This is a genomic window from Halomonas sp. 707D4, assembly GCF_024158685.1.
In the GTDB taxonomy this organism is placed as follows: Bacteria; Pseudomonadota; Gammaproteobacteria; order Pseudomonadales; family Halomonadaceae; genus Vreelandella.
The window spans coordinates 1-24467 of record NZ_JAMZBD010000001.1 but is presented as its reverse complement, the minus strand read 5'-3'; the positions used below and the strand labels follow the sequence as shown (position 1 = coordinate 24467).

Sequence of the window (24467 nt, the reverse complement as noted above, 5' to 3'; positions counted from 1 at the left end):
CCACGACGCTGGCGCCGGTGTTGGTGGCCAGTTCCGGCGCATCGTTGACCGGCGTGATCGCCACCGTGCGAATCTGGCGGGCAATGCCCTCACCGCCCGAGCCCTGTTCGCCGCTGCTATTGCCATCGTTGAACGCGTACTCGAGCGCCACCTTGGCCGGCGGGTTCTTGCTGACGTTGGCGTACTGGATCGACCCGAGCAAGCCGTCGACCAGCGCCTTGGTCGCGCCGGTGTCGAAGTGAAGGATCAACCGACCGCCGTCACTCTCCCAGCGGGCAAACGGCGTACCGCTGTAGGCAAGCACACCTTCGATCAGTGAAAGCCCACCCCGAGATTTCAGGGTGAACACATCCTCCTCGTGGGCGCCGCCCCGGCGCGCAATCATCAACGAGGCACCGGCGTAGTCGTCCAGGGCGTTCAGCTCGCGATCGTCGACCTGTCCACCGAGCAGCACCGGCGAGGCCCCCTCGGTGAAGAGCGCAGGCACCTCCCACCCTTGAATGACCGGTGCCTGGTTGACCAGGGTCACGTTCAGGTGCGTGGTGGCCGGTATGCTCGAGTTTTTACCATCGAACGCCGTGATCTGGAATTGACGCTGGGAAGTGCTGGGCAACGCATTTTCGCTTTGGTAGGTCACCGCCCGCAGCGCGTTCTGCCACTGGGCGAGGGTGGAGTGCCCGCTGGACGTGAGCGTCAATGTTCCAGCGCCTGGCGCGAACACCCCAGTGATATCGCCATAGAGCGAGGTATCGCCGTTCTGGAAGGCCAGTACATCGCCCGGAAGCTCCCCATGAAAGAGGGTGACGCGGGCGCTGACGAGCGTCGCGCTGTCCGCATCGCTCAACAGCAGAGACGGCGCGATGGCGACCGGCCCTGCGCTTTCCAGGTAGTCGACGCCCGCCTCGTCCACCACTACCTGAGGCGGCGCCGTCACGACCGGGGCCGGGACCGATACCGTCGAGACGATATCCAGCGTGGTCTTGTTGAAATTCGCTTGACCGTCGTCGTTGATCAGCGCCAGCTTGATCTCACGCTCGCCCTCGGTGGGCGACGTGCCGGCGTGCCGATAGCGCATGTTCGCCACCAGCAGGCCCATGTCCTGCTCGCTCAGCGTAAAGCCGACCACCAGAATGAGTAGCTCGCCGCCGCTCTCGATGATCGAGTAACGCCCCTCGGGCAAGTTGCCCCTCTCACCGCTTTTCAGGGCAATGTCCACGCCGGAAAGCGTCAATATCTCCTCGCCGCCATCCTTGACCCCGGCGACGCGCAGGTGGAGATGTGTGAAGAGCTGGCCCTCGTCGTGTGTATTCGCCGTCACGTCCGAAAAGAGCAGGACGTCGCTGCCTTGGTACTCGGGGTCGCGAGGCGCCGCGCTCAGCGTGGGCGGCGTATCCTGGGTGGTGATCACGTCGAGCATCAGCTGGTAGTCGAGCACCAGCGTACCGTTGCCCATCAGCAGGCTGTACTGGCCCGGTTCCAGCCGAATCGGCTCATTGAAAGAGGTCAGCGGGCGCTCGATCCACCACTGGCCGTCCAGCGTGGAAAGAAAGAAGGTCGAGCCGCTGTTGATCTGCACGTTACTGACGTTGAGTGAAATACCCTGAACCGCGCGGCCCTCAGGCACGTCGAACACGAAGGCGTCGCTTGAGTCGTTCGGCCCGCCAGAGGCGAGCGAGCCGCTCCAGGTATTGGCGCCGGCATGGTCGAGGCGCCAGGCGGCCAGCGTGGGCTGACCCAGGGCATCGGTGCGTGCGGCGAAGGCATCCACATCGCCGCTATTGGCTTCGCTGTAGTGAAAGGCAGTGGGGTGGGTAATGATGAGATCGTTCATTTCTTCTACCTCTACCCGCGCTTGCGGGCAAAAGACTTGTTTTGAGAACCCGGGTCGCTCGTCGAGCCAAGCAGACCAATTTTCCCGGCCATCATACGCCGAAAGAATGAAAAGCAACCGCACTTTTTTCAGCCTTTTTGATGACGCGAACATGGCGGTTTGAACGCTGTTCTCCCTGCCATGAACGTGTTTCTTCAGGCAATAAAAAAACCCCCGGCCAGAGGCCGGGGGTTCGATGTTGCATCTTCAGAGCAAGCAAGCCTTGGCTTGCTGCATCCGGCGGCCCAAAAAGGCACCACCGGATGACTTCGAAAGAACAAGGGGGAGGAAGCTCCCTCCCCCGACAACTCAGCCTGAATTAGGCAGCGTTGTTAACGGACAGGAAGCCGTTAGAGAAGTCGACGTCAGCCACGTTCACACCGGTCAGAGTGATCTCGGTGATGTCAGCAGCGCTGGTAGAGTTACCGGCAGTCGCGTCAGCTTCGACGTACAGTACCAGGTTGTCACCGTCTTGCTTCCAGAAGATTTCCAGAGCAGAGGCAGAACCAACGCGGTCAGTGATTTCGCCTTCACCCAGAGCAACGGCGGTGTAGCCTTCGCCGAAGTAGAGGTAGTCAGTACCTGCGTCACCCAAGCCAGCAATAGTAATGGCGTTGTCTGAACCAGTTACATCATCAAAGACGTACAGATCGTTGGTTTCGCCAGCGGTCAGAGCAGTTTCACCCTCAGCCAACACGGTCAGTTCGAATTCGTAATCGTTGGCAATAACGGCCAGAGCATTGTCGCGAGCTTCGGTCAGAGCATCCAGCTGATCGTTCAGATCACGAGCTTCCTGGAAGGCTGATACCGCATCGCTGAGCACCTGACGCGCTTCCAATGCTTCTGTGTAGCTTTCGATGAGTGTCCCATCTACTTCAGCATTTTCGATAGCAGCTGTAGCGGCTTCTTGCGCAGCAGTAAGCTGAGCATCAGCTGTATTGAAAGCAGTCTGTGCAACAACTTGTGCATTAGCAGCAGTCAGCAATGACTGGAAAGCTTCGTTATCTTCAACCAGCTGAGCCGCTTCGTTAGTCGCTACCCAAGTGCCGTTGGCAGAAATAGCAGCTACAACTACCGCAGCTCCATCTGCATTGTCGATAGTAAGGGTGTTACCGACAAATTCAGCGGTACCAGTTCCTTCAGCGCCACCATTGAAAGCAACCAGAGCATCACCGCGTGCTGTGGTAGCAGCTTCAAGTGCAGACTCAGCGTCTTCTTGAGCGGCATTACGAGTGTAAACGAGGTTGATAGCATTGACGACAGTACGGTTATCAATAGCTGAAGCGGCCAGCTCTACGTCTGCATTTGCGGCGGCTTGTGCAGCGGCAATTTGTCCGTCTTGAGCGGCTGCAGAACGGCCAACGAAATTGCTCAGACCTTCATCGTTTTCACCGTCACCGATAAGATCACCGAGGGCATCGGCAGCGGACACATAGCCAGCTTCGATCGTGTCAGCGTCGGTGTCGTTTGCTTCAAGGAAATCTTCGAGCGCTTGCTCGGCAGTCTGGTACTGCTCAATGGCTTGTGCCAGCAGGTCGGTGGTGACACCGTTACCCAGCTGCAGAGATACGTTGCCTTCGTTGCCGGCTTCCAGGTGCGCGTTGGAACGCTCGATGGCATCACGCAGGATTTCGGAGGCGTCGGCGAAGCCGCGCGGGATGGAGTCGCCCAGCAGCTTCTCGCCGATTTCAGCGATGACCTGACCCGCCGGTACGCCAGCTTCCAGGCGAGCGTTGACGAACGCGTTGGCCGTTTCGTAGCTGTCAGAACCTTCTTCCAGGCCCAGACGACCCAGTACCAGGTCGATCTTGTCCTGAGTGGTGGCTTCGCCACGGAACTGGCGGCCGAACGCTTCGGTAGCGATCAGGCTGTTGGCCAGGTTGTAGATGCTGGGATCGTTGGCCAGAATCTCACGGAAGTTGGCGGCAGAAGCAGTACCTACTGCTTGGCCGAACATCAGAGCGGCGAGGCCCTGTACTGCTTGAGTCTTGGTGATAGCCATCTTGATCAAACTCCTTGCGTTCTTGACAACGTTGTCGGGCTCTTTTTCTAAGCCGCGCTCGCTACGCTAGCACAAGCTTAAAATTCTAACCACATTTTACTACGGAAGTGCTTAAACGGTCGTGCCTTGGCCCTGCCCGCCGTATCTGCGCGGCTAGCGGCCAGAGCGGCTCCACGCAACTCTTTATAGCGGCGCCACCCCACCTTGGCAAGTAACATATCACTATGCCCCGGGCGGGGGATCAAAGCAAGTATGCTTAGCGCACGCCTCTCGCACGACAGGTTAGTGCTGCATCGTGACGTTTTATTGACACCCCGGGGCACCGGGAGGGTCGACGGGTTTTAGAACATCGTTCTCCAACCGCTTGTTATCCAACGCCTTGGCGGCGCATGGTATAAAAAAGTGTTTAAAAACGCCACACTGTTCATTTTTGCCCCGGTTGGCACCACCCGAGCGTAAGGGTAAGATGGCGCCCTTTGCATTTACCCTGGAGCACCGCTTGGCTTCCTTACACGTTCATCGCCACCTGCATCTATTGTGGCAGTTCACCTGCCGTGACATTACCGGCCGCTATCGCGGCTCGCTTCTGGGCCTGGGCTGGACGCTACTGTCGCCGCTATTGATGCTGGGCGCGTTCACCCTGGTGTTCTACGGCTTCTTCGATCTCAAGTGGCCGGTAGAGGCCACCGGCACCCCGCAGATGGACTTCGCCCTGCAGGTGTTCGTCGGCCTGCTGTCGTTCAACTGGTTTGCCGAGGTGGTCAACCGGGGACCCGTACTGGTCACCGGCCAGCCCAACCTGGTCACCAAGGTGGTGTTTCCGCTGCCGCTTCTGGCCTTCTCGTCGGTACTGGCGGCCAGCTTCCAGGCCCTCATCAGCCTATTGCTCCTGATGCTGATCACCGCCGTGCTGGTGGGAGTGAAAGTCACCTGGCTGGGGCTGCCGCTGGTGATCCTGCCGTTCGCGGGGGTGCTGGTGGGCATTGCGTTGTGGCTCTCGGCGCTGGGCGTTTACCTGCGCGACATCGGCCCGCTCATGGCGCTGTGCACCTCCGTCTTGATGTTCCTTTCGCCGGTGTTCTACCCGCTCTCCAACGTGCCGGAGCAGTGGCAAGGGGTCTATCTTCTGAACCCGCTGGCGCTGCTCATCACGCAACTGCGCGATGTGATCTTCATGGGCGCCTGGCCGAGCCCGAAGGTGGTCTCGGGGCTGGTCATCGTCGCCGCGGTGCTTCTGGCCAGCGGCACCTGGGCCTTCAACAAGCTGCGCGGAGGGTTCGCCGATGTGCTCTGACGTGACCGCCACCCGCCACGACGATACCGCCATCGCGCTCACCAACGTGAGCAAGACCTTCTACCGCTACGAGCGGCCGCTGGACCGGCTGCTGCTGCAGTTCAAGGCGCTCAGCGCTCGCGCCCGCTTCGATACCATCAGCGGGCTGAAGCCCATGGACCTGACCATTCGCCGCGGCGAGGTGGTGGGTCTGGTGGGGCGCAACGGCGCGGGCAAGTCGACACTCCTGCAACTGGTGTGCAACACGCTTTCGCCCTCGACCGGCACGGTGACGGTCAACGGCAAGATCGCCGCGCTCCTGGAGCTGGGCTCCGGGTTCAACCCGGAGTTCACCGGGCGCGAGAACGTGTTCATGTCGGCGGCCATTGCCGGGCTCAGCCGCCGTCAGGTGCAGGAGAAGTTCGACGAGATCCATGCGTTCTCGGGCATCGGTGACTTCATCGACCAGCCGGTGAAGACCTACTCCAGCGGCATGTACGTGCGTCTGGCTTTCGCGGTGGCCACCAGCGTCGAGCCGGACATCCTGGTGGTCGACGAGGCCCTTTCGGTGGGCGATGGCGCCTTCGCGCGCAAGTCGTTCGATCGCATCATGGCGCTTCGCGATAGTGGCGCGACCATCCTGTTCTGCTCGCATTCGCTCTACCAGGTCGAAAACCTGTGCGACCGGGCGCTGTGGGTGGAGGGCGGCGAGATTCTCGCCGACGACAGCCCCTCGATCGTGATTCCGCGCTACGAGCAGTTCTTGCTGGGCGAAACCGAGCATGGCCACGGCGTGCGTGAAAGCGCCGCCGAGGAGCAGCGCCGCGCCACGCCCCAGGGGAGCGCGCGGCTGCTCTCGACCCAGGTGCTCATCGATGGCAAGACGCCGGATGCGCGCTATCCCGCCGTCAGCGGCGAGAGCACCCTCGAGATCGAGATTCGCTTCGCCAGCGACCCGGCCCTGCCCTGCCCGGGCGTGGCGGTAACCGTTTCCACCCCCGCCGGACAGATCGTGACCAGCACCGGCAGCTGGGAGGAAGGCGTGACGATCTCGCGCAGCGACACCGGTGAAGGCCGCCTGTCGGTGCGCTTCCCTGCCCTTGCACTGCTCAAGGGCGAGTACCACGTGGGGGCGTATCTTTTCTGCGAGCGCGGCCTGCACAGCTATGAGTGGGTGGACCCGATCAGCGGCTTCCACGTGACCCAGGCGAGCGTGGCACGCGGCGTGGTGCGCCTGCCCCACCAGTGGCAGCCGCTGTCACCCGAAGGAGAGGCGGATGTCTGAGCAGGCACCGCTCAAGAGTGCTCAGTGGCAGGTGCGCTGGGCAACCCCTGACGACACCGATGCGCTGCTGGCCTTGTTCGAGCGCAGCTTCGGCGCGCCCATGGGTCGCGAGGAGTGGCTGTGGAAATACCGCTTTGCCGATAGCCCGGGAGTGGTGTGCGTGGACGACGGCGAGCTTGTCGCCTTCAACGGCGGCATGCCGCGCCCGGTGACGCTCGAAGGGCGCGACACCACGGCGGTGCAGATGGGCGACGTGATGGTCGACCCGCGCTACCGCGGCATCCTGACCCGCAAGGGGCCATTCTACCGGGTGGTGCAGGCGTTCTTCGCCGAGAAGGTGGGCGAAGGGCTGGACTACCGCTACGCCTTCGGCTTTCCCCATGCGCGCCACGCACGTCTCGGCAGCGCCTTGAAGCTCTATTGCGAAACCGACCGTATCGAAGAAGCACGTTGGTCGCCCCGCGCCCGGCGCGGCTGGCGCCATACCGCGCGCCCCTTGACCGCTGACGACGCCCCGGTGGCCGATGCACTCTGGCAGGCCATGCGCCAGGCCCTGCCGGACGCGGCCCTTTGCCAGCGCGACAGCCAATGGCTGGCGCACCGTTACCGCCAGGTGCCGGGACGCGAGTACCTGACCTGGCTGGTGGTAGAGCGGCTGACCCGGCGGCCGGTCGGCATCTGCGTGCTGCGCCAGCACGGGCCAAAAGTAGAACTGCTCGATCTCGTGGCCCCGCCCAGCGCACTGAACGCGGTGCTGGGGTGCGCCCGTCATCTGACCGCGCGGCTCGGGTGCGAAGCGCTGACCGCCTGGGTATCGCCGCGCGTGGCGCGCGCCCTGGCCCCTACCCGCCCCGAACTGAGCGCCACCGAGGTGGTGGTGCCGGGCAGCCAGGTGAACGGCAAGCCTTTAGGCATGGAGCTCGAGAAGCGCTGGTGGTTGATGGGCGGCGATACGGACTTTCGCTGATCAAGGACGCCTCCACCGGCTTACCAAGAGCCTGGGGCACTCAAGGCTGGTTACATAAGGACAGTGCGATGAGAGAAGCCTGGTACGTTCCCTACCAAGCGAGCGACCTGCAAGCAAAGCGGGTGCTGGTGCTGGCGCCACACCCGGACGACGAGGTGTTCGGCTGCGGTGGAACCCTGTCGAAGCTGGCGGCCCGGGGCGCCGCCATACAGGTGGTGATCGCCACCCAGGGCCCCCAGGCGGAGCTTCGCCTGGCGGAGTCGACGGCGGCGGCGACGATTCTGGGTTATCCCGCGCCCCTTCAATGGGACTTCGTCGACCGGGGGCTCGAGGCCGCGCGAGATGCCTTGATCGATCGCGTGTTCCAGGCACTCGAGGCCTTCGAGCCCGACCTGCTCCTGGCACCCTCGAGCTGGGAAATGCATCCGGATCACCGCGCCGCCTGTGATGCCGCGCTCCAGGCCGGCGAGCGTTACGGCGCGAAGCACCGCCCACTGACCATCGCGCTTTACGAAATCGGCGTGCCCTTGAGCGTCAATCGCCTGGTGGATATCTCGCCGTTGAGAGAGCTCAAGGGGCGTGCCATGCAATGTTTCGCTTCGCAGTTGGCCGAGCAGCGCTATGCTGAACAGATCGCCGGACTGAACCGCTACCGCAGCTATACTTTGGGGCTTGGGATCACGGATGCCGAAGCTTTCCACGTGGTAGAGGCCACCGGCCCGCGTGGCCGAGTCGCCCTGCCGTCGGTCCAGGATCAGGCGCTTTGGCGCTGCGAGGCCGCCTTGGCCCAGGCCGAGCAGGCGCACGCGCACCAGTCAGAACGCTGCGCCGAGCTGCAAGCGGCGCTGGCCCAGAGCGAACAGGCACGCCAGGGCGCCGAGCAGATGCTCGAAACCATCTATGCCACCCGTGGCTGGCGCTGGCTCACGCGCCTCAAATCGTTATTAGGGCGCGGTTAAGCGCGTTATTCATTCTAGGAAGTTTATGTCGACGTCTAGCTCCACCACTTCTCGCGTTACCGTACTGATTCGCAGCATGGACCGCGATCATCTGCCGGAAGCGCTTGCCTCGGTACAGGCGCAGCGCTACCCGGCCCTCAATATTCTGGTGATCAATGCCAAGGGTGGCCAGCACCGCGCCCTGCCTCCCCTGGAGACCCCTTGCCGCTTGATCGAGACGGGCCACCCCCTGGGCCGTGCCGAGGCAGCCAATGTCGGCCTGGAGGCGGTCGATACGCCCTACGCGATGTTTCTGGACGACGACGACCTGATCGACCCCGCCCACGTGGCGCGCCTGGTACACGCTCTGGAGGCGAACCCGCAAACGCCTGCCGTCTACAGTGGCGTGCGTCTTGAAAAGAGCACTGGCGAGGAGGTCTCCACGATGGACGCCCCTTGGGTGCCGGGCGAGCTTCTGGTGCATAACACCCTGCCCATTCACGCGGTGCTGTTTCGCATGGCGGCGGTGAACACCGAACCTTGCCGGTTCGACACCCGGTTCTCCCAACTCGAGGATTGGGATTTCTGGCTTCAACTGGCACGTCAGGGCGATTTCGTTCACGTGCCGGGCGCCAGCGCCACCTATCGGCTGGCACTGGGTGAGTCCGGCCTTTCCGAGCAGCGCGACCTCGAGACGTTCAAGGCCGCTCGACGCGCGGTGTGGCAGAAATGGTTGCCCCAGAGCGACGGGGCGCTTTTGCAAAGTGGCCTGACGTTTCTGATCGATCGACTCGAGCAGCTGGAGTGGGACACACGGCAACTACACGCCAGCGAAGCGGGCCTGCACCAGCGCGACCACGAGCGCCTGGGACAACTTCAGGAGCTTCGCGAACACTACGAGAAACTGCAGGCCCTGCACGCAGAGCTTCATCAAGCCCATGGCGCGGCGTGGGAAAAGCTCGACGCTCTGGGCGGCGAGCACGCGCGAACGCTCGAGCGCTTGCAGGACCTGCAACGAACGCTCGACGAGAAGGATTCGGTACTCAGCGAGAAGGATGCGGCACTCAGTGAGCAGGCTCGAGCGCTCGCTGTTCTCGAGCCTGCGCATCGTGCGCTCGAACAGCAGCACGCCGAGCTTGCTCAGCAGCATGCACAAGCGACCCAGCGGCTGCACGTACTGGGCGAGGAAATGCACGCGCTGCGCCATTCACGCTCGATGCGCCTGACCCGCCCCCTGCGCTGGCTGACCCAGCAACTGCGTGCGCTGCGCGACGGCTCGCTCAAGGCATCGCTGGCGCGAACGGAAGACGAGTTGCCCATCGCGCGTGCCAGGCAGAAAAAGCCGGTCGGGGCGATCGATCTGATCGTGCCGGTCTACAAGGGGCTCGACGAGACCCGGGATTGCCTGGAAAGTATCTGGGCGGCCCCTTCGAAGCACGCTTATCGCTTGATCGTCATCAACGATTCAAGCCCGGAGTCGGCGCTCACCGAGTGGCTGCGCGAGGCCGCTAAGACCCGACCCATGGTACTGCTGGAAAACGAGGAGAACCTGGGTTTCGTGGGAACGGTCAACCGCGGCATGGCCTACTCCGACAGTGCCGATGTGGTGCTGATCAACAGCGATGCCGAAGTGGCCAATGACTGGCTGGACCGCATGGTGGCTGCCGCCTACCGCCCCACCACCCGGCCGGTCGCCAGCGTCACGCCTTTCTCCAACAACGCGACCATCTGCAGCTATCCACGTTTTTGCGAGGATAACCAGCTACCCGACGGTTTCGAGCTAGCGACGCTGGACCGCCTGGTAGCCGAGACCAATGCGGGCCAGGCGGTGGAGATTCCGACCGGAATCGGCTTTTGCATGTACATTCGCCGCGAAGCGCTCGACGATGTCGGGCTTTTCGATGTCGAGCACTTCGGCAAGGGGTACGGCGAGGAGAACGACTTCTGCATGCGCACCCTCAAGGCCGGCTGGTGCCATCTTCATGCTCTAGACGTATTTGCCTGGCACAAGGGCAGCGTGAGCTTTGGCGATAGCCAGCCGGAGCGCGTGACCAAGGCGCTAGCGGTACTTCACGAGCTTCACCCGGACTACGAGTCGCGGGTACACCGGTTCATCGGTGAAGACCCGGCCCGCCAGGCGCGATTGAACATCGATGTGGCACGCCTGCGCCTCAGTCCCAAGCCTCGCGTCTTGATGGTCAACCATCAGCGTGGTGGCGGTACCGAGCGTCACTGCCAGGAACTTGCCGAGACGCTCAAGCATGAAGTCGAATGGCTGATGCTGCGCCCGAGCCCCGTGGGCGGCGCTCGCCTGTCCATGCTCAGCGAAGCGGAATCGATGGCCCTGGACTACGTGCTGCCGGAGGCGTTGGACGAACTGGTGGCGATGCTCGAGGCGCTGGGCGTGGTACACGTTCATTTCCATCATTGGCTGGGTTTCGACCAGAGCATTCTGGGATTGGCCAAGGCACTCGGGGTCACTCAGGACGTCACGCTGCACGACTACTACGCCGTATGCCCGCAGATATCGCTGACGCCGGTCGACAACCGTTACTGCGGCGAGAAAGGCGTCGAGCAGTGCCAGCGCTGCCTGGCCCAGCAGCCCGCCCCGGATGGCAGCAGTATCGTCGAATGGCGCGAACGCCACGCTAGCTGGCTACTGGCCAGCGACCGTGTGATCTCGCCAAGCCAGGATGCCGCGACGCGCTTCAAGCGTTATATTCCGGCACTCGAGATCGAAGTGGCGGTCCATCCCGACCAGGAAAAGGAAGTCTATCCTACCCCCGAGTGGCAAGGCCCCCAAGACGGCGAGCCTCTTCGGGTCGCCGTCATCGGCGCGCTTTCGATCATCAAGGGGGCGGACGTTCTGGAGAACGTGGCTGCCTTGGCTGCCCAGCGGGGGCTGCCCATCGAATTCAAGCTGTTCGGGTTCGCCTACCGCTCGCTCAAGACATTGCCGAACCTCACCGTGACCGGGGCATACCGGGACGATGAGCTGCCCACCCTGCTCGAGGAGTGGCAGCCGCACGTCACCTGGTTCCCGCCCCTGTGGCCGGAAACCTACAGCTACACGTTGAGCACCTGCCTGGCGCTTGGCCTGCCGGTCGTGGCCAGCGACCTGGGGGCTCTGTCCGAACGACTTCACGAGCGTCCGTGCTCATGGCTTCTAGCCTGGGATAGCAGCACCGAACAGTGGTGCGACTGGTTCGCTGCCGCAAGCGTAGGCGCCGATGCCCTGAACGAGCCGACCGAGACTTCCCGCCCGTGGCAGCACGCCCCGGGGGATTTCTATGCCCAGCGATACATGGAAAAGGTGCCCTCGGCACCCGTTGCCGAGCAACTGGCGCCGCTGCCCTCTCGCTGGCAGGCTCATGCAGCGTTGGCCGACTCTCCTTCCATGCGCCTGCGCAAGACAATGGTGTCGACGCTTTATTGGCTACGCGCCCAACCCCTGCTGCGCGGACTGGCGCGCCATGTGCCTGCCGGCTGGCAGCGCCGGGTCAAGAGCCGACTGCTCAGGGAGTCCTGACGGATCATGGGCAATGCGATACGCCTCGGGGTCTGCGTTCCCACCTTGAACGCCGGCCCCGGCTGGAGCGACTGGCTGACGCAGTGCGAAACGGCGCTGAGACCCGGTACGCGCAAGCTGGTAATCGACTCCAGCTCGACGGATGACACGGCTCGCCTGGCCGCCGAGCGAGGCTGGGAAGTGGTGGGCATTGCGCGCGAGGCGTTCGATCATGGTGGTACCCGTCAATTCGGCTTGAAGCACCTGGACGACTGCGACGTGGTGGTGTTCCTTACCCAGGACGCCCTGCCGGCTCATGTCGAGGCGCTGGCGCGCCTGACATCGGTCTTCGACGACCCTTCGGTGGGCGCGGCTTTCGGCCGCCAACTGCCTCACCCTGATGCCACCCCGATTGCCGCGCACGCGCGGTTGTTCAACTACCCGGCGGCTTCGCGAGTGGTGAGCAAGGCGGACATTCCACGTCTTGGTCTCAAGACCGCCTTTCTCTCCAACTCCTTTGCCGCCTACCGGCGCCAGGCGCTGCTGGCGGCGGGTGGCTTTCCCTCGGGTACCATCCTGAGCGAGGACATGATCGCCGGTGCGCGGCTCCTTGAGCATGGCTACCAGCTCGCCTACTGCGCCGATGCGCAAGTATTCCATTCACACAATTACTCGCTGGTCGAAGAGTTCAAGCGTTATTTCGATATCGGCGTGCTGCATCACCGTGAAGGATGGTTGCTTAAGTGGCTGGGCAAGGCGGAAGGAGAAGGCGGGCGTTTCGTGCGCTCGGAAATTCGTTACCTCTTGCGCCACGCCCCCTGGCGGCTGCCCGAGGCGGGGCTGCGTACGTGTCTGAAGTACGCAGGCTATCGACTGGGCAAGGCGGAATCGAGACTTTCAGTGGGCTTCAAACGACGGCTATCGATGCACAAGGGGTTCTGGAACGATCCTGACGAACCGAATCAAGGCCGGTAGTTGATGAAACCGCGTGTCAGCGTCATGGCCAGAATCTTCAAATCGAGTCCCAGGCTCCAGTTGTCGATGTAGTAAAGGTCGAACTCGACTCGCTTTTGCATCTGTTCCAGCGTATCGGTGCTACCCCGGTGGCCATTCACCTGGGCCCAGCCGGTCATGCCGGGTTTTACCCGGTGGCGCTGCATGTAGTTCTGGATCACGCCGTGGTAGTACTGGTTGTGATCCAACGCGTGGGGGCGCGGTCCCACCAGCGACATGCGCCCCTGCAGCACGTTGTAGAGCTGAGGCAGCTCATCGAGACTGGTCCGCCGTAGAAAGGCCCCCAGCGGGGTGATGCGCGGGTCTTCGTGTCTGGCCGCCACGGTGGTACGTGCCTGATGCACGCTCATGCTGCGAAACTTGTAGATGCGAAAGCGCTTGCCGTCCATGCCGTGCCGGTACTGCTTGAACAGCACCGGCCCGCCCATCTTCCATTTCACCAGCGCGGCAATGACGAGCATCACGGGCAGAAACCCCACGAACAGCACGCCGCCGATGACGCGATCCTCGATGCTTTTCACCAAGCGCACCGGGGCGCTGTCCAACGGGCTGTAGTTGAGTTCGAGCGAATAGAGCCCGACCACTTGCGCCATACGGTGATTGAGCAGGCGAATGTCGGAGAGATCGGGAAAGTAGCGCACGCTGATGGGGATCTTGATCAGGCTGGCCGAGACCAGACGCACCTTGTCACCGTCGCTGAGCGGATAGCTCAACCAGATTTCATCGAACTCCTTGTTGAAGGCGCTCTCGTCCACCAGCTGTTTCAAGCGCGCGTGGAAACGATCCGAGTCGTCGTCCACGTGCGCGCTGTGCAACATGTAGCCGGCATAGAGCATGGCGCTCAAATGTTCTTGAAGACGCAGCAGGTTCTCTTCGCGGCCGATGATCACGATGCGTTTGCAGTTCTTGCCCCGGGCGCGCAGCCGGCGCAAGTACCCGTACAGGGCGCCCCGCATGGCGCTGCCGATGCCGAGCACGGTGATGGCGGATACGCCCATCCAGAGGCGCGAGAAGTTCTGGGTGGTCTGGGTAGCCACGAGTAGCAAGCTGATCAACACGATGGTGATGACCCAGCTGAGCGCGTAGACCCCGAGCATGGAGTAGAGGCTGCGCCCACGCCAGGGCTGATAGAGTCCCATCAGCTCGCCCACCGCCGGCAGCAGCAGGCTGCCGATGACCATGAGGAACAGGTACTCTTCGCCGTGATGGGTGATGTTGGGCATTACCCAGAGGGCGAAGGCGGACACCAGCAGCGCAATGCCCGCATCGAAGCAGCGCATCGCGCGTCTTAACCAGTCGTTATGGTGGGTTCCTTTCAGAGCGGCCATGTACGGGGGCGTTCCTTAGCTTGAAACCGACAGGTCCGTAAAGGATAGCAGTAGCGTCATGATGTCGTTCAGGTCCTGGCTCGTGAGATCGCCCACCGCTGACTGCAGCGCCAGGCTATCCAGGGCGTACTCACCGATCGTGTCGACGTACTGAATGCGCTGGTCGTAGAGGCTGGTACGGGCATCGAGCACGTCGACCAGGTCCCGTAGGCCCAGTTGCTCGCCGCGCTCGGCCGCCTCCAGAAACAGCTGGCTGGAGGCGATGGCCTGCTTGAGCGCCTGCACGCGCCGTACGTGGCCGTTGAGCGAACGTAGCCGCTGACGCACGTCTTGCACCGCAAGGTTGAGCTGATTATCGAGCTCCGCCTGGCTTGCATCGATGCGCCGCTCCCCCTGGCGCACGTTGGCAGTGGTATAGCCGCCCCGGTAGATAGGAACGCTGACCTGTACGCTTGCCTGATAGTCTTCGCTTTCGCGCAGCACATCGTCGCTCTGGCGGTCCGAGTAGGCCAGGTTGAGGTTGAGCTCGGGGTAGTAACCCGCACGCCGCGTACCGGCATCGGCCTGGGCGATGCGCTGCTGCTCGCGAGCGAGTTGCACGTCGAGATTGAGACCGGCACGTGCTACCCAGGCGTCCGGTTCACCCCACTCCTGGTTCAGTGCGGCGTTGGCGAGCTCGCCCACAGCCAGTTTACTGAACTGCGGATAGGTACCGGTAAGGCGCTCGAGCGTGCTCAGGGCGTTATCGAGCTCGTTTTCCGCCTGTACGGCGTCGGAGATGGCCTGGTCCAGACGCGACTGGGCTTCGAGCAGGTTGATGCGATCACCGATACCGAGATCATAGGCACGCTGTGCCTGGCGAACCTGCAGGTCCAGCGCTTCTTGCTGAGACTCCAGGAGCCCCAGACGCTGGGAGGCGAGATAGGCCTGGATATAAGCTTGACTCACCTGCAGGGCAAGATCGCGCTCGACCACCGCCAGTTGCAGCTCCGCGGCACTGACCTGGGCGGTGGCCACGTCGACTCCGCGCCAGCGCTCGAGACTGAACAGCGGCTGCTGCAGTTGTACACCCCAGACGTTTTCAGAGATTTCGCCAGGGCGCTGGGCAGGCTGGTCCAACCCGAAATCGTCCGGCGAGGTTTGAATATTGGTCGAGTCCTGCCAGAGATACGAGCCCGATGCCGATACCTGCGGTAGCAGTTGTGAGCGTGCCATGGGCACTTCTTCCTGCGTTGCCGCCAGCTCGAAACGCTGACGTGAAAGCTGCGCATCATGCTCCAGGGCACGCGCGAAGAGCGCGGGCAACGAGGGCAGCGTTGGCGCCTCGGCGGGGCGTTCGTCGAGGGCGGCAAGCGCTTGCATGGCATCGGTGTCGGCCATGGGTTCGCTTGGCTGGGCATGGACCGGGGTGAGTACCGTGAGTCCAAGCATCAATGCTACTGCTTGTCGGCGAAGCGCGCCTTGACGAGTCGGCGAGTAGTGCATCAGTCCTCCTGCAGGGCGCGCGCCAGCATATCGGTCACGGGCTTGGCGATGTAGCTTGCAAAGGTGCGCTCGCCGGTTCTGAGCATCACCTCGGCAGGCATGCCCGACAGCAGCTGCATGTGTTCGTTCATCTGCTCGTAGCCGTTTTCGGTGACGCGCACCCGGGCACGGTAGTAACGCTGCCCGGTGGCTTCGTCTTCGAAACTGTCGGCGCTGACATAGATCACTTCGCCATCGATTTCATCGGTCAGGCGCTGGTTGAAAGCGCTGAAGCGGATTTCGGCGAACTGGCCGATGAAGATGTTATCGATGTCGCGAACGGGGATGCGCGCCTCGACCACGAAGCCATCGTTGCTGGGCACGATGTCCATGATGGTATCGCCCGGACGAATGACCGCCCCGATGGTATGGATCTGGCGCCCCACCACCGTACCGGACACCGGGGCGGTGACGACGGTGCGCTCGACCTGATCACTGAATGAGACGATCTGCTCTTCGGCCTGAGCGATCTGGCTCTGGGCCTGGCGTAACTGCTCGCCGACCTCTTTCTGAAACTCCTGGGTCTGGATTTCACGCTGCATGCGATTTTCGCTGATCTGCGAACGCAGCTGGGCGGTACTGGCGCGAAATTCGGCATTGTCGCCTTCGTACTGGAGCACCAGGCGCTCCAGCTCGCGCAGCCGCTGATTGTCACCCAAGCCTTCGCGGTAGAGCGAACGAAAATCCTCGGCTTCGGCGCGCAGAGACGAGATACGGCGGGTATTGACGGAAATACGCTGTTCGAGGCCTTCGATCTGCTCCTGCATCTGGACGATCTGTTCGTCCAGCGATTCCAGCGTGCTTTGCAGCGACTGGCGACGTGCAGTGAAAAGGCTCTGCTGTACCGCGATCACCTGCTGCAGCCGAGGGCTCTCGACGTTCTGGAGATCATCGGGTATCTCCAGGGTCTGCGCGCCTTCCTGCTCTGCCAGCAGGCGTGCTTCCATGGCGCGGTTGATCAGGTATTGGGAGCGGGCGATTTCGAGCTGCGAGCGCGACTGCGTATCGCTGAGCACGATCAGGGTGTCGCCCGCTTCTACCTGGTCGCCATCCTCGACCAGAATGTCGCGCACGATGCCGCCTTCGAGATGCTGGACGGTACGCTTGAAGGATTCGATCGAGACGTTGCCCGGCGCGACCACGGCAATGGCCAGCGACGCCGTGACCGACCAGAGAATGAAGCCGCCCAGTGCTATGCCGAGAATGGCATAACCCAGCTTGCGATACCCCTTGTCACTGGTGGGCAAATGTTCGACGGCTTCGCCATCGATGGTGGCGGGGCCTTGCGGGGTAACGTCGATTTCCCCGCGAGGGGTGAGATTGCGCGGGTCTTTGCTCATGTCACGACTCCTCGCCCGGACGAGTACCGGAAACCGCCGACAGTCGAGCGGACGATTGCTGGCCTACCTGGGCGCGCGGTTTCTTGGCGAACTGGGCAAGCACCTGATCGCGCGGCCCGAACATGCTCACCTGCCCTTCTTTCATGACCAGTAGCTTGTCCATGCTCTTCAAGACGTTGGTTCGGTGGCTGATGACGAAAAGAGTCACGCCTTCGTGCTTCAACTGGGCAATGGTCTGGCCCAGCGCCCGCTCGCCGGCCTCGTCGAGATTGGCGTTGGGTTCGTCCAGCACCACGAAGACCGGGTTACCGTACAGCGCTCGAGCAAGCCCTACCCGTTGACGTTGGCCACCGGAAAGCGCGCCGCTGGTGGATGAAATGATCGTGTCGTAGCCGTTGGGCAGCTCGAGAATCATCTCGTGCACGCCGGCCTTGCGGGCGGCCTCGACGACCTTGGCGGAATCGATGTTCCCGAAGCGGGCAATGTTCTCGCTGATGGTACCGTCGAACAGCTCGATGTCCTGGGGCAAGTAACCGATGTAGGGGCCGATCTCGTCCCGGTTGTACTGCGTGATGACTCCACCATCGAGTCGCACATCGCCCACTTGAGAGGGCCAGATACCCAACAGTACTCGCGCAAGCGTAGACTTGCCCGCCGCACTGGGCCCAATGATTCCCACATGCTGCCCCTGCGGCACGCTGAAGTTGATGCCGCGGATGGTTGCCATGCGTGAGCCAGGGGGAGCCGCCGCCACGTTTTCAAGCGAGATGTCGCCCTTGGGTGCCGGCAGTGACATCTTGCGTTGCTCGCCGGGAATCAGAGTCAAGAGCTCGTTCAGCCGACCATAGGCACCCCGGGCGCTGACGAAACTCTTCCAGCCACCGATCATCTGGTCGATAGGTGCCAGCGCCCGTCCCATCAGGATGGAGCCGGCGATCATCATGCCTGGCGACATCTCGCCACGCAGTACCACCCAAGCGCCCAGACCGAGAATCAAGGACTGGGCCAGCATGCGAAACACCTTCGAGACGTTGGTCAGCGCGCCCGCTCGATCGCTTGCCTGGGATTGCTTGGAAAGAAACTCGTGATGCCGTTTGGACCAGCGCCCCATGATGCCTGGCAGCATGCCCATGGCGTGCAGTACCTCGGCGTTGCGCAGATTGGAGTTGGCCAGGTTTTGAGCCTGGATATGCTCGCTGTTGGCATCCGCCATGAGTGACTTCGTGGCTTTTTCGTTGGCGATCGCCAGCCCGAGCAGTACAAGGCCTGCAAAGATGGCGAAAATACCGAGCCAAGGGTGGAAAAGGAACAGTACGCCGAGATAGACCGGCACCCAAGGCGCATCGAAAAAAGCGAACAGGCCATTGCCGGTAAGAAATTGACGCAGGCTAGTCAGATCATTGAGCGGTTGGGCACTTTGGGAGCCTTGGGCTACCAGGCTACGTCGAAACATGGCGCTGTAGAGGCGCTCGTTGATGGCGGTGTCGAGGCGATTACCGACACGTACCAGCATTCGCGAGCGTACCAGCTCGAGCCCACCCATGATCATGAACAGAAACACGACGACCAGCGTCAGCATCAGGAGAGTATCGAAACTTTGCGTGGTGAGAACGCGATCGTACACCTGCAGCATGTACATCGGCGGCACGAGCATCAGCAAATTGACGAACATGCTGAAAAAGCCCACCGACAAGAACGAACCCTTGCAGGCTTTCAAGGCGCGCTGCAGGTCCGTTGCTTCTTGTTGCTTCGACATGAAGGGGTCACCGTTGATTCGAGAAGGCGTCAAGAGCGGAAATGAATCGCGGCAGCATACCAGAACGGGCTAAACAGGGGTAGGCGTTTGCCGGAGCCCCTTGCCGCAGGGCGCTTGGCGATATGGACTGGCTCACTCATACGCACTTCCATACAATTGCAACGAATCGCCTATAGATTGACGAATAAAGAATAGATGCTTGGAGATTATCCGAATGAAGGTAGCCGTTGCCGGTACGGGGTATGTCGGGCTGTCCAACGCCTTATTGCTGGCTCGGCATCATCAGGTGACGGCGGTCGATATTTCGGCAGCGCGTATCGACCTGCTATGCAGGCGGATCTGTCCGTTCGAAGATGCCGATATCACTGCTTTTCTCGCCCGCGACGATATGTACTTCTCGGCCACGCTCGAGCCACAGAGGGCTTATCGAGATGCCGATTACGTCATCATCGCCACACCCACCGATTATGACCCCGAAACCCACACGTTCGACACGTCGAGCGTCGAGGCGGTCATTGTCCAGGTCATGTCGATCAATCCTCGCGCCGTCATGATCATCAAGTCGACGGTCCCCGTGGGCTACACGGCCAGCGCTCGCGAGCGCTTCAAGACCGACAACCTCATCTTTTCACCGGAGTTCCTGCGCGAGGGAAAGGCGCTTCACGACAACCTTCATCCGACACGTATCGTGGTGGGCGAGCGTTCCGAGCGTGCCCGGCGCTTTGCCGACATGCTGGCACAAGGGGCGCTCGAGCAGAACATTCCCACCCTCTTTACCGACAGCACCGAGGCGGAGGCCATCAAGCTCTTCGCCAATACCTACCTGGCCATGCGCGTGGCTTACTTCAACGAGCTGGATACCTACGCCGAAACCCATGGGCTGGACACTCGTCAGATCATCGAAGGCGTGGGCCTGGACCCGCGCATAGGACAGCATTACAACAATCCAAGCTTCGGCTACGGCGGTTACTGCCTGCCCAAGGACACCAAACAGCTCCTAGCCAATTACCAGAACGTGCCCAGCAACATGATCAAGGCCGTCGTGGACGCGAACCGCACCCGCAAGGATTTCATTGCCGAATGCATCATCAAGCGCCAGCCTCGAGTGGTGGGCGTGTATCGACTGATCATGAAAGCAGGCTCGGACAATTTCAGAGCCAGCGCGATGCAGGGGGTGATGAAACGCATCAAGGCAAAGGGTATCGAGGTCGTGGTGTACGAGCCGGCGCTCGAGCAGAGCACGTTCTTCAACTCAGCGGTGATTCGTGACCTGGGGGTTTTCAAGCAGTCGTGCGATCTGGTACTGGCCAACCGCATGGCCGATGAACTTCACGATATCGAAGAAAAGGTGTTCACCCGGGACCTGTTTGGCGGGGACGCGTGAGTAATACCCTAGTCGACCACCATTGAAACGGGCGCCCGAAGGCGCCCGTCTTGATCATGAAACCGTCATCGACAAGCTTACTTGTAGACCGGATACGCCGCGCAGACCTTCGCGACCTTCTCGGCCACCGCAGCCTCGATACTGGCGGTCTCTTCGCCCTTGGCGAGCACCTCGAGGATGTCGCAGATCCAGCCGGCGAGTTCCTGGCACTCGGCTTCGCCGAAGCCACGGGTGGTGACCGCCGGGGTACCGATACGCAGGCCTGAGGTGACGAACGGGCTTTGCGGGTCGTTGGGTACGGCGTTCTTGTTGACGGTGATGTGGGCACGGCCCAGAGCGGCGTCTGCGTCCTTGCCGGTCACGCCCTGCTTGACCAGCGAGAGCAGGAACAGATGGTCTTCGGTGCCGCCGGAGACGATGTCGAAGCCGCGCTCGATGAATACGCCCGCCATGACCTTGGCATTCTTGACCACCTGCTGCTGGTAGGCCTTGAATTCCGGTTCCATCGCTTCCTTGAAGCAGATCGCCTTGGCGGCGATGACGTGCATGAGCGGGCCACCCTGGCCGCCGGGGAAGACGGCGGACTGCAGCTTCTTCTCGATCTCGGCATCGTTTTCGGCGGAGAGAATCACGCCGCTGCGGGGGCCACGCAGGGTCTTGTGGGTAGTGGAGGTGACCACGTGGGCATGGGGCAGCGGGCTCGGGTAGACGCCGGCGGCGACGAGCCCTGCCACGTGGGCCATGTCGACCAGCAGGTAGGCGCCCACTTGGTCGGCGATCTCGCGGAACTTCGCCCAATCGATGATCTGAGAGTAGGCGGAGAAGCCGGCGATGATCATCTTCGGCTGGTGCTCGCGGGCAAGGGCCGCCACCTGGTCATAGTCGATCAGGCCTTGGTCGTTCAGGCCGTACTGGATGGCGTTGTAGTGCTTGCCGGAGAAGTTGGGCTTGGCACCGTGGGTCAGGTGACCGCCGGCGTCCAGACTCATGCCGAGGATGGTGTCGCCGGGTTTGACCAGCGCCTGGAACACGGCGCTGTTGGCCTGAGAGCCGGAGTGCGGCTGAACGTTGACGTAGGTAGCGCCAAACAGCTCCTTGGCGTAGTCGATCGCCAGGTTCTCCGCGATGTCCACGAACTCGCAGCCGCCGTAGTAACGCTTGCCCGGATAGCCTTCGGCGTACTTGTTGGTCAGCTGGCTGCCCTGGGCTTCGAGTACCCGCGGGCTTGCGTAGTTTTCGGAAGCGATCAGTTCGATGTGGTCTTCCTGACGCGCCACTTCTTTCTGCATGGCGTCAAAAAGCGCATCGTCAAACCCGGCAATGGTCATATCGCGGCTGAACATGGGGGAAACCTCGTAGGCTAGGGCGTCGAAAAAAGCAAGGCGCCCATCATACCCCAGGCGCAGGCGACTTTCATCGCATCCGCGTCAGGTAACACATGAGCGCCCTTCATGATCGCGACGACTTCAGTCGAGCTCGACGGTCAGGTCGAACGGCTCCTCCCAGTAAAGCGGTCCCCGCAACAGTTGGTCGAGCAGCAGGTTCTTGGGCAGGAGCGCAGCGAGGGAGAGTCGCTCTCCCTTGCCCTGCATGATGGCCAGCAGGGCGAAAGGAATCTTTTCCGCCCCGGGGTAGACGTGGTAGCGCAGCGTTTCGGCCTCCTGGCGCAGCATGTCCAGTGTCTGCTCGGGGGACAGGACGAGCACTGTCGCTATCGCCTCCAGTGCGCGCGGCAAGAGACCCTCGTCGTGATACACAAGCGCGGCACGTCCTCCCTTGACCCTGGAGGTTTCGATCAGCGACGGTTCGTCCAGCACCATGTTCCGCGTGGTAGTGCCGGGAAGCGTCAAAAGCAGATCGGCATCGTAGCTCAACCGACCGGCACCTTCGATCGTGAGGCTTCCCTGAGCCTCGAGACGGGCCGGGTCCTCGTCGCTCAGGCGCGCCTGGTGCTCGCTTGCGAAGCGCAGCGAGGCCTCGCCTCCGGTCAAGGCCTCGTACACCAGCTTGAGCGATTCGCGATCGGCAGGCGACAAGTGCGCAAACAGCCCGACAAGATCGGCATAGCCGCCTTCGAGGCCCGAGGCACCCTCCAACGGGGAACCTTCAAGCCAGAGGCGCTCGAGCCCCAGGTGCCATTCGTCACCCTCGAGGCGCAGATGATCGAGCGATGCACGCGCAAGCCCGGTCACGCTTTGCGCATCGCTCCACTCGATGGCCTCCAGCACCAGGGCCTGCACGGTGAACGTGGCGGTCGTGGCCCGCCGGGGCTCGAAGGGTATCTCGGCCCTCAGGCCTTCGAGGTCGAGGCGCCCGAGATAGCCTTCGCGAAGATCGTCGAGGCGCAGCGAATCGACGGCGATATCCGCCGTGGGCAGCCCCAGCTCGAGAGTGGAGGAAAGGGTATTGCCGGCACCGATGCGCAGCCCCCGAGCCTCGATGGCGCCAAGCGTGTAACCCTCCTCGGCCAGCGCCTGTACGGAGATGACCGCTCGACCCGGCCGCTCCACGCGTAATGCGTCCAGATGCACCCGCTCGCCTTCGGCACTTCCCGTGAAGGTCAGGTCGTCCGCTTCGATGGCGCTTGGCGCCTGGTAATCGCCGATGACCCGGTAGCGCTCGATGGTGACGGTCTCGCCGTCGTCGCGGCGTGCTTCGACGCCCTCGGCGATGTAGGCCGAGCGCGCTTCGTCCTCGAACACGCGAGTGAACGTTACTTCCGCCCCGTCCTGGCCGAGCTGCTCGCGCAGATCGCGCTCCAGCGCCTCGGGTGAAGCGCCGGCAACGCCCGACATCAGCAAAAGCCCCGCTGCCAGAAAGCCGGTCTGCGACCGGCGAACATCGCTTTTTTTCCAGCCTGTCTTCTCTTTCTTCGGTTCTTTCACGTCGTTTCCTCGTTCACCATCCGTGCCGGTCGTTGGCGCGGGCGGTATGCGTATCGTCATGCCTCGCCCAGAAGCCCCAGGCTCGCCGCCGGGGCCTGGCGGCGCAGAGAGTAGGAGAGCGCATGACCGATCACTCCGACCAGCAGCGCCCCACCCAGCGGCAGCACGAGCCACAGCGCCACGTGCAGCCGGGGCGTCAGGTCGAGCCAGTAGAGATAGAGCGCGGCGCTGGCAAGCTCCGCCAGGGCCGCGCCCATCAGGCCGCTGGCCAGGCCCAGCAGCGCGTACTCCGCCCCCTGTACGCGGGAAATCATGCGATTGCCCGCGCCGAACACGCGCAGTAGCCCGCTTTCGTGGGCGCGCACCGGGCGGCTGGCGGTCAGCGCGGCGTAGAGCACGCTGACCCCGGCCAGCAGCACCAGCGCCAGGATCAGCTCGACGGCGCGGGTCACCTGCCCCAGCACGTCGCGCACCTGGCCGAGAATCGCCTCGACATTGAGCAGCGATACCCCGGGGAAGTCGCTGACCAGCTGGCGGATGAGGCCCTGCTCGCTTTCCGGCAGATGGAAGGCGGTGATGTAGCTGTGGCTGAAGCGCTCGAGGCTTTCCGGCGGAAAGATGACGAAGAAGTTGGGCTTGAAGGTATCCCAGTCGAGGCTTCTCAAGCTGGTGATACGGGTATCGATGCGATCGCCGCCCACGGAGAAGGCCAGCGAATCTCCCAGTGTGAGCCCGAGGCGCTCGGCCAGCCCCGTCTCGACGGAAATCGGCACCGGGGAATCCGTCTCGGGCGTCGCCACGACTTCCTGCATGAAGCCCTGCGCCGGGCGAGGCGGAGCAAACCACTGCCCGGCGACAATCTCGTTGCCTTCGGGAAGCGTTGCCTGCCAGGTCAGGTTGAGCTCGCGGCGCAGCGCCCCGTCACCGCGAGCGCTTTCCGGTACTGCCTCGCGCGGGGCCTGGCCGTCGATCTCGATGAGGCGCCCGCGCACCATCGGGTAGAGCGCGCTTTGGGTGGTCACGCTTGGGCCGATGGCGGCCTCGAACGCCTCACGCTCGCTGGGCTGGATGTTGATGGCGAAGTAGTTGGGCGTGTCGTCCGGCAGTTGGCTTTGCCAGGTGGTCAACAGGTCACCGCGCACCAGCACGATCATCGCCATGGCGAAGAAGGTGACCGAAAACGCCAGTAGCTGGCCGCGTCCGGCCTGGCGGCGCAGGGCGAGCTGGCGCCCGCCCAGGCGCAGCGCCTGGCTCCAGGGGGTGGCGCCGGAGAGCCTGGCCACCAGGGCCAGCACGCCGTGACCGGGATCATCGAGCGCGAGGCGGACCAGTCCGCCGGGTTCGGCAACTTCAATCCGCGCCTGATGATCAACACCGCCGACCTGGAGGCGAC

Annotated in this window: 15 protein-coding genes and 1 pseudogene; 7 read left to right on the top strand and 9 right to left on the bottom strand. The window is 62.7% G+C overall.

From position 1 onward, the window contains the following. Together BIS11_RS00080 and BIS11_RS00075 are read right to left on the bottom strand one after the other, a co-directional pair. A partial coding sequence (locus BIS11_RS00080; RefSeq protein ID WP_253585630.1) for a hypothetical protein occupies positions 1–1831 on the bottom strand: 1831 nt, incomplete at its 3' end. 358 nt (positions 1832–2189) lie between these two features. Then, positions 2190–3872, bottom strand: coding sequence for a hypothetical protein (locus BIS11_RS00075; protein WP_253585629.1), 1683 nt, complete (start codon positions 3870–3872; stop codon positions 2190–2192). Between the two features lie 499 nt (positions 3873–4371). Here BIS11_RS00075 and BIS11_RS00070 point away from each other — a divergent pair, with 499 nt between their 5' ends. The 6 genes from BIS11_RS00070 to BIS11_RS00045 all read left to right on the top strand — a co-directional run bounded on the left by BIS11_RS00070 (position 4372) and on the right by BIS11_RS00045 (position 12818). Continuing rightward, positions 4372–5166 (top strand): ABC transporter permease, encoded by a 795-nt coding sequence (locus BIS11_RS00070; protein WP_253421585.1) that lies wholly within the window; start codon positions 4372–4374, stop codon positions 5164–5166. After that, positions 5156–6430 carry an ABC transporter ATP-binding protein gene (locus tag BIS11_RS00065; protein WP_253421591.1) on the top strand — a complete coding sequence of 425 codons (1275 nt, stop codon included), beginning with the start codon at positions 5156–5158 and terminating at the stop codon, positions 6428–6430. The genes BIS11_RS00070 and BIS11_RS00065 overlap by 11 nt, the downstream gene beginning before the upstream one ends. Further along, positions 6423–7397, top strand: coding sequence for a GNAT family N-acetyltransferase (locus tag BIS11_RS00060; RefSeq protein WP_253421594.1), 975 nt, complete (start codon positions 6423–6425; stop codon positions 7395–7397). Before BIS11_RS00065 ends, BIS11_RS00060 begins: the two co-directional genes overlap by 8 nt. 68 nt (positions 7398–7465) lie before the next feature. Continuing rightward, the gene (locus BIS11_RS00055) at positions 7466–8356 is read left to right on the top strand and encodes a PIG-L deacetylase family protein (RefSeq protein WP_253421597.1); all 891 of its coding nucleotides are present in this window, start codon (positions 7466–7468) and stop codon (positions 8354–8356) included. 25 nt (positions 8357–8381) lie between these two features. Next, on the top strand, positions 8382–11864 hold the full coding sequence (locus BIS11_RS00050) for a glycosyltransferase (protein WP_253421600.1): 3483 nt from the start codon (positions 8382–8384) through the stop codon (positions 11862–11864). Positions 11865–11870: 6 nt separating this feature from the next. Further along, positions 11871–12818, top strand: a complete 948-nt coding sequence (locus tag BIS11_RS00045; protein WP_253421603.1) for a glycosyltransferase family 2 protein — start codon at positions 11871–11873, stop codon at positions 12816–12818. On the opposite strand, the gene BIS11_RS00040 is transcribed toward BIS11_RS00045, so the two are convergent. The 4 genes from BIS11_RS00040 to BIS11_RS00025 are packed head-to-tail and all read right to left on the bottom strand — an operon-like array spanning position 12806 to position 18805. Next, positions 12806–14185, bottom strand: coding sequence for an undecaprenyl-phosphate glucose phosphotransferase (locus tag BIS11_RS00040; protein WP_253421617.1), 1380 nt, complete (start codon positions 14183–14185; stop codon positions 12806–12808). The two genes, BIS11_RS00045 and BIS11_RS00040, sit on opposite strands and share 13 nt — an antisense overlap. Positions 14186–14200: 15 nt before the next feature. Further along, a complete protein-coding gene (locus BIS11_RS00035; protein ID WP_253421620.1) occupies positions 14201–15670 on the bottom strand; it encodes a TolC family outer membrane protein in 1470 nt (489 codons plus the stop codon). Next, positions 15670–17049: an HlyD family type I secretion periplasmic adaptor subunit gene (locus BIS11_RS00030; RefSeq protein ID WP_253421623.1), complete on the bottom strand. Its 1380-nt coding sequence runs from the start codon at positions 17047–17049 to the stop codon at positions 15670–15672. The genes BIS11_RS00035 and BIS11_RS00030 overlap by 1 nt, the downstream gene beginning before the upstream one ends. Before the next feature lies 1 nt (position 17050). Then, entirely contained in the window at positions 17051–18805 is a 1755-nt protein-coding gene (locus BIS11_RS00025) for a type I secretion system permease/ATPase (protein ID WP_253421626.1), read from the bottom strand. 214 nt (positions 18806–19019) lie between these two features. On the opposite strand from BIS11_RS00025, the gene BIS11_RS00020 reads away from it, so the two are divergent. Beyond that, a complete protein-coding gene (locus BIS11_RS00020) occupies positions 19020–20189 on the top strand; it encodes a nucleotide sugar dehydrogenase (protein ID WP_253421629.1) in 1170 nt (389 codons plus the stop codon). A 77-nt stretch (positions 20190–20266) separates the two neighbouring features. On the opposite strand, the gene glyA is transcribed toward BIS11_RS00020, so the two are convergent. From glyA to BIS11_RS00005, 3 genes and pseudogenes are all read right to left on the bottom strand, one after another. Further along, the gene (gene glyA / locus BIS11_RS00015) at positions 20267–21532 is read right to left on the bottom strand and encodes a serine hydroxymethyltransferase (protein WP_253421630.1); all 1266 of its coding nucleotides are present in this window, start codon (positions 21530–21532) and stop codon (positions 20267–20269) included. Positions 21533–21655: 123 nt separating this feature from the next. After that, positions 21656–23074 carry a hypothetical protein gene (locus BIS11_RS00010; protein ID WP_253421631.1) on the bottom strand — a complete coding sequence of 473 codons (1419 nt, stop codon included), beginning with the start codon at positions 23072–23074 and terminating at the stop codon, positions 21656–21658. 56 nt (positions 23075–23130) lie between these two features. Further along, positions 23131–24372, bottom strand: a pseudogene (locus BIS11_RS00005) (ABC transporter permease); the annotation flags it as partial. Positions 24373–24467: the final 95 nt, after the last annotated feature.